Origin of the sequence: Ferroacidibacillus organovorans (assembly GCF_001642725.1) — a bacterium.
Taxonomy (GTDB): Bacteria; Bacillota; Bacilli; order Alicyclobacillales; family SLC66; genus Ferroacidibacillus; species Ferroacidibacillus organovorans.
Genome location: NZ_LSUQ01000079.1, coordinates 1 through 9,457 on the forward strand (window position 1 = coordinate 1; position 9,457 = coordinate 9,457).

The following is a 9,457-nucleotide window of genomic DNA, read 5'->3' on the forward strand; positions in this document are numbered from 1 at the left end:
CCTGTGCGCGCTGTGGCCGAGCGCGACTTGGCGCGCGCTGTGGCGATGACGGCGGATGCGACGATCACACATCTCCTTGCGGCACATTTACCGATTGCAAAAGAGACGGTCGCGCTACGCAATAGGATCTGGAAGCGGATAGACGAAACTACGTAAAAGATTTACATTAAAGGCAGGGCATTTCTGCGCGTCGCATCTGGCAGTTTGCCAAGCGAGGCGTCTGAGAACTCGACTAGGAGGCTTGATGGATGCAGGATCAATGCATGGAATACGCTCAAGCGGCTGCAGAGGCGGCGGAGAATAAAAAGGCGAATGATGTGGTCTTACTTGATATCCGCGGAATTTCGGTCATCGCAGACTACTTCGTCATCTGTAGCGCAATGTCGCGTATCCAGGTACAGTCGATTGCTGATGCTGTCCGTGATCGGCTAGAAGTCCTTGGCGTCCGCTGTCGCGGCATGGAGGGGAAAGAGGAAGGCAAGTGGGTGCTCGTCGATTTTGGCGATGTGGTGGTACATGTTTTTAATGAAGACGAGCGTAAATTTTATGGTCTGGAAAGGCTCTGGGGTGATGCTCCTCGTTTAACGCTTCCGGTAGGCGGGGGAATGGCCTAGTGAGGTGAAGTATGTATCAAGGGTTTGCGACGGTCTACGATCGTTTGATGGGCGATATTCATGAAGATCGATTTGGTGCGGTGCTTGATGAATGTATCCGCGAGATCGGTCGGGCGCCTGGCTCCGTACTTGATCTTGGCTGTGGAACGGGGCGCATGTTTCCGCACCTCTTGCGTCACGCGAGACGAATTATCGGCATTGAACCTTCTGAGGAGATGCTCGCTCAGGCGGCAGTGCGCGCCGCGGCGGCGCGCAATCGCGTGCAATTGATTGCGGGGCGGGCAGAATCGTTTCGCGCTCCGCAAAAAACGGAGGCGTGCGTATCCTTTTGTGACGTGATGAGCTATCTTGAAAATAGGCAGGCGCTGATGGCTGCGTGTCAACATGTATACGATGCGCTAACGCCTGAAGGTTGGTTTCTTTTTGACATGCACACGCCTCATAAATTTCGCGAGGCGTTTCGCGAGCGCGTCTTTTTTGAAGATCAGGGCGACGTTTTTTCATTGATGAACACGCGTGTGGATGAAGAAACGCGCCGCGTCACATATGAATTGACGCTCTTTATTGAAGAAGAAGATGGGCGATTTCGCCGCGAGGATGAAGTTCACAGGCAGGTGGCGTTTACGCGTGCAGAGATTGTAGACGCGCTCATTGTGGCGGGATTTCACTCGATTCAGATCGGGGCTGACTTTGTGATGCCGTGGCAGGCTGAAAAGGTGCAGTGCAGGGATGGGGAAGGTGTGGGCGAAGGATTCGTTTCACCTTGCGTGGAGGACCGCATCGAGATGGCAGAACGGTGGTTTTTTTTAGCCAGGAAGTCGTCTCCTGCGTAAGCGTTACGTTTTTTGCTGACCCGCGCGATGGTTGGCAGTTACGTCGCGCGGTTACCGTCTTCTGTCTGATGGGGTTGCTCACCGTTTTCATCACTTCGGTATTTCGTGAATGCCTCAATGTACTGGGGATGCGTTTGAAACCAGGAAACGAGATTTTGCAGTTGTGTAACGGTTTGTGGGCTGACGTGGTGCTCAATTCCCTCGACGTCTCCGCGTAAGACTTCCTCAGAGATTCCGAGCATGCGCAGCAATTCTTCGAGCATGCCATGCCGCTGTTTCATGGAACGACCCATTCGCTCTCCGGTTTTGGTGAGTAAGATACCTCTATACTTCTCATAGGTCACATAGTGTTGTTCATCAAGCTTTTGCAGCATTTTCGTCACAGAAGAAGGTTGAACAGCGAGGGATGACGCAATATCTGACACGCGGGCGTATCCTTTATCTTTCATCAACTCGTAGATTTTTTCAAGGTAGTCTTCCATGCTCGGTGTCAGCATGTCATCATCTGCTTTCTTACATCATGATTTCTCCATTGTACTACAATTGCCGCGCACTGCCCAGTTTACGCAAGGCCATCAGGAAATGCTCTTCATTCTCTCTTTGGAGATATGCGGATTGTAAAAAGGAATGAGTGAGCTCGCGCAGAACAGCCTTTCATAAGGAGGGATCTTTATGAAATGGCATCGTGATCGGTTGACAGTCCTGCTCGGAGGATGTCTGATCGCCGGTTGGTCTTTGGTCTTATTTCAGCATCTAGGAGGAAGCACACAAGAACGTTCCGCGCTGTCCATCTCAACGCCAAGCGTAGCGCCAAACCTACCGGGTGAGTCTTTGCTCACGTCTCAGGTGACGGTCTCGTCGTCCGCGCGGGCGTCCTCTTCAAAGGGAGGAATGCTGTCCGTCATGGTCGATGTGATCGGCGCGGTGTCTTCGCCTGGGGTTTATCGGCTACCGCTCGATGCGCGCGTGCAGGATGCGATTCGGGCAGCTGGCGGTGTTCGTCGCGATGCTGATCTGGAGGCTGTGAATCTTGCCGCGATTGTGGAAGACGGTGCACAAGTGGTCATTCCCACTCAGACGTCCGTTGTAAGTGGCACGACAGTTTCTGCGGTCTCGGAGCCTCTACAGGTGCCCGCTCAACGGCGACGAGGGAGACACAGTTTGAAGCTTACACCTGGGGAGAGGGTTTCCTTGAACCGTTCTTCGGAGGCGGTGCTTATGGAGGTACCTGGCATTGGCAAAAAGCGCGCTGACGAGATCCTTCAATATCGTGCTACCCACGGATCGTTTACGTCACTCACGAAACTTCACCTTGTACATGGATTCTCGATCAATTTGCTACAAAGGGTGGTGCCCTTTCTGACACTTTAGAACGCGTTTGGTGAAAAAAAGCATTCACCGAAGTGAATGCTTTAAAGTCGCAGTTTTTCGAAGAAAAAATTAACCGATCTGGCGCGCGGTGACATATGAATTTGCCCAGTACGATTCACTGAGTGAATCAATTTTAATTTGGGAACCTGCTGCACTGATAAACTGGTCGTTTCCAATGTAAATGCCCACATGGGAAATACCGCTTGTATACGTACTAAAAAAAACGAGATCACCAGGCTTTAGGTGAGCTTCGGATACGTAAGCACCGTCATTGGTTTGTCCGGCAGCGGAGTGGGGGAGCGAGATTCCATATTGGGCGAACACATATTGTGTAAATCCGGAGCAATCAAAACCGTTGGGAGATGTTCCCCCCCAAGCGTATGGGTCACCTAAATACATTTTCGCGCGAACCGCAATGCGATCTCCGAGTGGCAAAACTGCGGTAGGATGAAATTTTTTAACTTTATGAGACGTGAATGAAGCCCTGTGTTTCGCGGGTTTTGAAACGGGGTGTGTATAGGATTTGCGAGATGCTCGCACAGGCGCAACAAGCACCTTCGTCATGAGTGACGCAGATTGCGACACAGATTTATCGACGATCGCGGAGCCCATTAAGGCGAGATCCGTCGTCGCGAGGATGGGGCCATGTGCTTGTTTGGCCGTTGCAGATGTCGAATGGTGATGTGCAACGTCGCTGCGTTGCGCAGCGTATGCAGCCGGCATAGAAGCCGAAGCAAACCATGTAGTGCCTGTAAGAAAAACAGACAGCGCGAGTTGAGAAGTGCGCAACAAAAAATAGGCCCCTTTCTAGTGCGCCTCCGAGGTTAGTTGACGGGTTAGGGCTGAAAGGTAGCCCCTCCAAAAAAATGGATTCACCCCAGGGTGTTGCGTCCCCCGTACCGACTAGAGCTTGTCGGATTCGGCGATTCTCGCTCTGAAATGGATTCTACCAGTTACGACAGTGTATGACAAGAGTTTCCGTGATTTAAAGTTTATTTGCAAAGAAGGGATGGTATGCGGTATCGACTGCTCTCACTCCTTTCGCTCTCGTTTTTATCAGGGATTCTCTTCGTGCAAACGGCTATAAAGGGCATTGGCGTCACGCTTTGCCTCAGCGCTTTAACCGTTTCGGCATTCATTCACATGATCGGAATGCTTCTGCGCAATCGACGAAACGTGCACTTTGAATTGCGCGCATTCGACAAACGCTGGCGGAAAAAAATAAATTTCATAGTAGGATTTTGTGCGCTCTCCGCCCTTTTGTGTCTTACCGGTATCCAATATGGGGGATTTCGCGCGGATCGAGAAGTGCAGCCGGCAGTCCGTCTACTCACAGTTGCGGGGGTTCACGCACAAGAGACGATGCTGGTAACAGGGCAAATCGTCAGTCCACTTGTTAAGCAACAAAACAGTGTGACGTGTAATTTTCAAATTCAGTCTGTCTACGTAGGATCGATCCTGCTGGGGAGATGGCCGACTGTTGCGCTGCGCATCGGACTTGGCAAGTCGCCGATGCGTTATTCTTCAACGATTTTGCGGTTTTACAGCACACTGGATGAACTGTCGCCCGGTGACCGTATTGCAGTGTACCTGCGTGTCAAAACAATTCCTCAGGGAAAAGCGCGTACTTCCTTTTTGCGCGATGGGATCACGCTGTATGGATCTGCGAGTATCTATGGTATTCATGTCATTGCGCGAAACCCTCAAGTACCATCTCTGCCGATTCTTAGTGCGCAATTTTTAACGTGGATTGAGTGGCGCTCCTGGCTCGCGTTTGGTCCGACGGCTGGCTATCTGCTCGCGTTTTCGGTGGGCGATCGTCACGAACTCTCTAAAGCTACGATTCAATCGTTTGTTGCAATCGGTCTCATTCACGCGCTTGTCGCGAGCGGCGCTACGCTTCGAATGTCTGTTTCGCCCGTTCTGACAGGAATTCGAAAAATGCGTAGCCCGCCATTTTTTCAAGACATTGCCGTACTGATTTTGACGGCGTTGCTGCTTTTGGCGTGCGGATTTGCGGCTCCGACACTGCGTGCTGCGGTCGTTTTTCTCTATGGGTACTATGCGCAAAGGTTCAATCGACATGCGGACTCACTTACGGGAAATTCCCTCGCTATGTTCGTGCTTTGTGTCATTCAACCGCATGACAGTGTGGATCCAGGCGTTTTGTTATCATTTGCCGCAGGGCTTACACTTGTGCATGCACCGCCGTGGGTGAACCAAATGCTTCCGCGGCGGATACCGCAAATATTTCGAGCGATTCTCGCGCGCGGACTGTCCGCAGAATTTGCATTGACACCGCTCATCGCATTCTTATTTCATCAATTCGCGACGCTCTCTCTCTTGATCAATCTATTTTTATATCCTGTTTTAGAAGGGTTGATTCCACTCTGCAGTGCACTATTGCTCACTGCTTGCATCGATCCGCCAGCGATTCATTTTCTTTCAGGGGATCTTGCGATCGCGCAAGCTGGATTGAGCGCAGGGATCGCCTACCTATCCATTCACGCTGGCGTGTGGATGATTCCGTCGTTTTCATGGGAAATTTTCATGGGCTATTACAGTTTGGGGTTCTTGTTTGTGACAGTGTGGAACATCCGGAATAAACGCAGACTTCTTCGCTCATACTGAACAATGAATGAATGTGTCTAGATTGCAATCGCGAAAGAAGGATCATTGTATGAACCAACCGTCACTCGACATGGAACTGGCATGTGAACGTTTATTGATCGAAGCGTTTTCTCTGCGCGATCATCCTGATGGCGAACACGCGGCGCGTGTGTTGCACGCGGTGGGCGATGTTTTGCAACACATCGCCGAGCGTGAGAAAATAGCATTGTGGGTAGAGCAACAAATGCTCTGCTTGTCAGACTTTCGCAGATGAGGTGCGCCATGCACGTTTCCTTTCAAGACGCTGTACGCGAATTAAAATCAGGGCCTCCGGCGGCGATTTATTTGCTGTATGATGTGTCGGATGGCTGGTTTTTGGATCGCCTGCTCACCTCTGTGACGGATGCGCTGTCACGTCTTGCCACGCCATACGCACTGTCGCGTGTACGTGCCGCACATGATCGTCTTGACGAGCTTGAAATCGCGCTTGGCGAAGGTTCCTTGTTTGGTGATCTCGCTGTTGTGTGTGCTTCGGAATTTGATTATGTGGGGACTGCCTATAAAGGGAAGACGCCTGACCAACTGGTGGCAATCTTAGAAGGGCAACTGAAAAGAAGCGAACAGGACACTCCTTTGTTGATATTGGTTACGACGCAAGAAAAACCGGATGAACGAAAAAAATGGGTCAAGTCACTCATTGCGAGTGTAGGTGCGCGCGTCATTCGCGCGGGAGGGTTGTCTCGGCAAGAAGTGGAGCTTTTTGCGCAGGAATTGTTGGTTGACTTCCCTGGTATCACACCTTCGCAAAAACGCTGGCTCATCGCACGCACAGGCGATCGCGTTGGTCAGCTTGCGCGGGAACTTCAAAAAATTGATACATTTCTTGCCGGTGAACAGACACTTTCACAGGCCGACTTGGAAGCGTTGGTGCCAGATTTTAGGGAGACTGATGTTTTTGAAGTCATCCGGCTGTCCGTATCCGGAAAAAATAATGATGCGTATGTAGCCTATCAGCGACTCGGGGAAGACCATTCCACGTTTGGCCTCCTCGCGCTTTTGACAAGGCAGTATCGATTGGTGCTCCGCGTGATCGAGGCAGAGCGCGATCGCATATCTGAAGCGACGCTTTGTACGTCCCTCGGGTTGCGGCCGTTCATGCTTAAACCGCTCAAAGAACAGGCGCGCGTTTTAACACGAGAGACGTGCAGCGCGCGTTTGCGGGAGCTTTCAGATTTGGAGTATCAAATCAAAGCGGGGCAACTCAAAGAACAGACTGCGATGGAACTCTACTTTGCGCGAAGAATGTGTCGCACAGAGGGGATTAGCGCTGTTTGATTTGAAATATACCATCACAAAAGGCGGTCTCCTTTGGAGGCCGCCTAAACATGATGCGTTTGGTAATCCCTTATTGGGCAACCGCTTTGTTCATCCGCTTCATCAGGCGGGATTTTTTTCTCGCCGCGTGATTGCGGTGAATGATGCCTTTGGTAACCGCCTTGTCGAGCGAGCGAGTCGCACCGCGCAGGGCAACTTGGGCAGATTCCATGTTCCGTTCTTTCAGGGCGCTCTCAAATCGCTTCAGAGATGTCCGCAGGGCAGACTTTGCAGAAGCATTCCGTACCGCTCTAACTCGGGTGACATGAACTCGCTTAATCGCAGATTTAATATTTGGCATTACGTCACCTCCTACGTGTTCGCACAAAACAGCAGGCTTTAGTTTAGCATGTGAAGCACGATTTCGCAATCTTTTCTGTGGATTGTTCAGGAATGTACTGTGGATTGACGGACGGCAAAGGTGGGGAAGCTAGAAACAGGAATGAGTGAAAGGGGAACGTCATGCGCGATACACAGAGGATCCTCAAAGCATTGCGGAAAATGCATAAAATGGACGCGACTGGGTGGACACAAAACGGTAAACGTATACCATCCCCTGACGAAATTATTTTTGATGAACGAAGCGTGCGCGTTGACCTTGCCGTTGAGGCGCATGAAATTGCGTCTGAAAATACGGATGGGATACCGGGTATTCATATGGATCAATCGCAAGAAGAGAACTTCAAGGTCAGCCGCATGGTCGTAGAGGATGAAAAAGGGGCGCGGATCATTGGCAAGCTACCAGGCCGCTATGTGACGATTGAAGTTCCAGAACTGCGCAAGAAAGACCCCGAACTGCAAGAACAGATTTCACTGCTCTTTGCCGAAGAGATGAAACCGTTTATGACCGTGCCAGACGACGCGCGGGTCCTTATCATCGGACTCGGAAACTGGAATGTCACGCCAGATGCGCTCGGTCCGATGGTTGCAGAAAGTGTCTTTGTCACGAGACACCTGTTTTCGTTGATGCCCGACTTGCTTGACGACGGGTTTCGGTCTGTCTCTGCAATCTCTCCAGGGGTGCTTGGCATCACAGGGATCGAGACCTCCGAGATCGTACTTGGCATCGTCGACCATATCAAGCCAGATCTGGTGATTGCCATTGATGCACTGGCCGCCCGTTCGCTCGATCGCGTGAATACGACCATTCAAATCGCCGACTCTGGCATTCAACCGGGGGCCGGCGTTGGCAACCCGCGTAAAGCGCTCAATCGCGAAACACTCGGTGTTGAAGTGGTTGCGATTGGAATCCCCACAGTTCTTGACGCCGCAACGATTGCGTCCGATGCGATGGAACTTGTGTTGTCTCACCTGGATCAGCGCGTCCCAGGAACCAAACAAGGAGATGTCATCGGGCGCATGACACCAGAAGAAAAGCGCGCGATGGTGGCAGAGGTGCTTCACCCTTTGGGTCACAATCTCATGGTGACCCCTAAAGAAATCGATGAATTTGTCGAGGACATCGCGCACGTGGTGGCGCTTGGACTCAATCTAGCAATTCACAAAGGACTCAGCATTGAGGATGCAAAGGCGCTAACCCACTGAAACCAACCCAATAAAGAATGAACTCTACGAATCGGTCTATTCGCGTCATTTGACTCATAGAGTAGATTCAAAACGCGCAGAGGAACGATCCATCATGAACCTTCGGTTGCGCATCGCAGAGCGACTGCTCGCGATGAGACAGATGCCGCGGATGTTAAAAAAAACGTGTGCCATTCTCGCTTTCTTGATCATCAGCTATTTGACGCTAAACGGTGGTGCGCTGCTGTTTGCATCCTTTTTCCACGTTGTCATCGTGCATGCGGACATTCCCCCCGCGAGTCAATACGCCGCCTATCAGGCGCCGGTCTCAAAGACGGCGGGCGTTGAGAAGGTCGTCGTCATTCCGCGGCCGACCCTTTCGCATACGCTCGATCAGGCGGTGGTGGCGATGCGCAGTCCGGCCAGCCCGCTGATTCAGGCGGACGCGGTTGATGCAGGCGCCTATCTATCCACGCTGCTTCACAGTTGGCTGACGGGGCTCATGCACAGCGCGACGCAAACGCCGAGTGTCAACCTGCCGCAAGGCGTCCCGCTCACGCAAGGGCAATAGTGGCGGGGAATCAATCCGTGATGAGACAGACGACACCGGGCTCCCTCGCACGTTGGCGTCGCGCCCCTTCGTTTGCTATTATGAAGGGTAACGATTCGAGTTTGATGGGGGCCTATTGTGAACGACGCTGTTGCGATTTCTAGGATCCGTAACTTTTGTATTATCGCGCATATTGATCACGGGAAGTCGACCTTGGCAGACCGGATTCTGGAATACACAGGCGCCCTTTCGAAGCGAGAAATGCAGGAACAAGTTCTCGATCAGATGGATCTTGAGCGGGAGCGAGGCATCACGATCAAACTGCAGGCGGTGCGTCTAAACTATCTTGCAGATGATGGCAACCTCTATACCCTCCACCTTATTGATACGCCCGGACATGTCGATTTTACGTATGAAGTCTCACGCAGCCTCGCCGCTTGTGAAGGCGCAGTATTGGTCGTTGATGCGGCGCAAGGCATTGAGGCGCAGACGCTTGCAAACGTCTATCTCGCGCTTGACAATGACTTGGAGATTCTCCCTGTCATCAACAAAATCGACTTGCCATCCGCGGAGCCTGAGCG

Annotated in this window: 12 protein-coding genes and 1 riboswitch; of the genes, 9 read left to right on the forward strand and 3 right to left on the reverse strand. The window is 51.8% G+C overall.

Going from position 1 to position 9,457, the window contains the following annotated elements; genetic code table 11:
• Nucleotides 1–248: 248 nt before the first annotated feature.
• On the forward strand, nucleotides 249–614 hold the full coding sequence (gene rsfS / locus AYW79_RS14235; RefSeq protein ID WP_067567237.1) for a ribosome silencing factor: 366 nt from the start codon (nucleotides 249–251) through the stop codon (nucleotides 612–614).
• An 11-nt stretch (nucleotides 615–625) separates the two neighbouring features.
• The gene (locus AYW79_RS14240) at nucleotides 626–1,447 is read left to right on the forward strand and encodes a class I SAM-dependent DNA methyltransferase (RefSeq protein ID WP_067567240.1); all 822 of its coding nucleotides are present in this window, start codon (nucleotides 626–628) and stop codon (nucleotides 1,445–1,447) included.
• Between the two features lie 38 nt (nucleotides 1,448–1,485).
• Here the strand turns inward: AYW79_RS14240 and mntR are convergent, their stop codons facing one another.
• Complete coding sequence (mntR, locus tag AYW79_RS14245) at nucleotides 1,486–1,944, reverse strand: transcriptional regulator MntR (protein WP_067567243.1); 459 nt, start codon at nucleotides 1,942–1,944, stop codon at nucleotides 1,486–1,488.
• Between the two features lie 175 nt (nucleotides 1,945–2,119).
• On the opposite strand from mntR, the gene AYW79_RS14250 reads away from it, so the two are divergent.
• Nucleotides 2,120–2,818: a helix-hairpin-helix domain-containing protein gene (locus tag AYW79_RS14250; protein WP_067567246.1), complete on the forward strand. Its 699-nt coding sequence runs from the start codon at nucleotides 2,120–2,122 to the stop codon at nucleotides 2,816–2,818.
• Nucleotides 2,819–2,887: 69 nt separating this feature from the next.
• On the opposite strand, the gene AYW79_RS14255 is transcribed toward AYW79_RS14250, so the two are convergent.
• Nucleotides 2,888–3,610: a C40 family peptidase gene (locus AYW79_RS14255; RefSeq protein WP_067567249.1), complete on the reverse strand. Its 723-nt coding sequence runs from the start codon at nucleotides 3,608–3,610 to the stop codon at nucleotides 2,888–2,890.
• A gap of 6 nt (nucleotides 3,611–3,616) precedes the next feature.
• Nucleotides 3,617–3,753: riboswitch (cyclic di-AMP (ydaO/yuaA leader) on the reverse strand.
• Between the two features lie 79 nt (nucleotides 3,754–3,832).
• Here AYW79_RS14255 and AYW79_RS14260 point away from each other — a divergent pair.
• From AYW79_RS14260 to holA, 3 genes are read left to right on the forward strand one after another with little or no spacing between them, the layout of a single operon-like run.
• On the forward strand, nucleotides 3,833–5,449 hold the full coding sequence (locus AYW79_RS14260; protein ID WP_067567252.1) for a ComEC/Rec2 family competence protein: 1,617 nt from the start codon (nucleotides 3,833–3,835) through the stop codon (nucleotides 5,447–5,449).
• A 49-nt stretch (nucleotides 5,450–5,498) separates the two neighbouring features.
• Nucleotides 5,499–5,702: a hypothetical protein gene (locus tag AYW79_RS14265; protein ID WP_067567255.1), complete on the forward strand. Its 204-nt coding sequence runs from the start codon at nucleotides 5,499–5,501 to the stop codon at nucleotides 5,700–5,702.
• Nucleotides 5,703–5,710: 8 nt separating this feature from the next.
• Nucleotides 5,711–6,763: a DNA polymerase III subunit delta gene (gene holA, locus AYW79_RS14270; protein WP_067567258.1), complete on the forward strand. Its 1,053-nt coding sequence runs from the start codon at nucleotides 5,711–5,713 to the stop codon at nucleotides 6,761–6,763.
• A gap of 70 nt (nucleotides 6,764–6,833) precedes the next feature.
• Here holA and rpsT read toward each other — a convergent pair whose 3' ends face one another.
• On the reverse strand, nucleotides 6,834–7,103 hold the full coding sequence (rpsT, locus tag AYW79_RS14275) for a 30S ribosomal protein S20 (protein ID WP_067567262.1): 270 nt from the start codon (nucleotides 7,101–7,103) through the stop codon (nucleotides 6,834–6,836).
• Between the two features lie 161 nt (nucleotides 7,104–7,264).
• On the opposite strand from rpsT, the gene gpr reads away from it, so the two are divergent.
• The 3 genes from gpr to AYW79_RS14290 form a co-directional block, all read left to right on the forward strand.
• Nucleotides 7,265–8,347 (forward strand): GPR endopeptidase, encoded by a 1,083-nt coding sequence (gene gpr, locus AYW79_RS14280; protein WP_231877920.1) that lies wholly within the window; start codon nucleotides 7,265–7,267, stop codon nucleotides 8,345–8,347.
• 94 nt (nucleotides 8,348–8,441) lie between these two features.
• A complete protein-coding gene (locus AYW79_RS14285) occupies nucleotides 8,442–8,897 on the forward strand; it encodes a hypothetical protein (RefSeq protein ID WP_067567265.1) in 456 nt (151 codons plus the stop codon).
• Nucleotides 8,898–9,014: 117 nt separating this feature from the next.
• The coding region (locus tag AYW79_RS14290) for a GTP-binding protein (RefSeq protein WP_156493913.1) at nucleotides 9,015–9,457 on the forward strand (443 nt) is incomplete at its 3' end.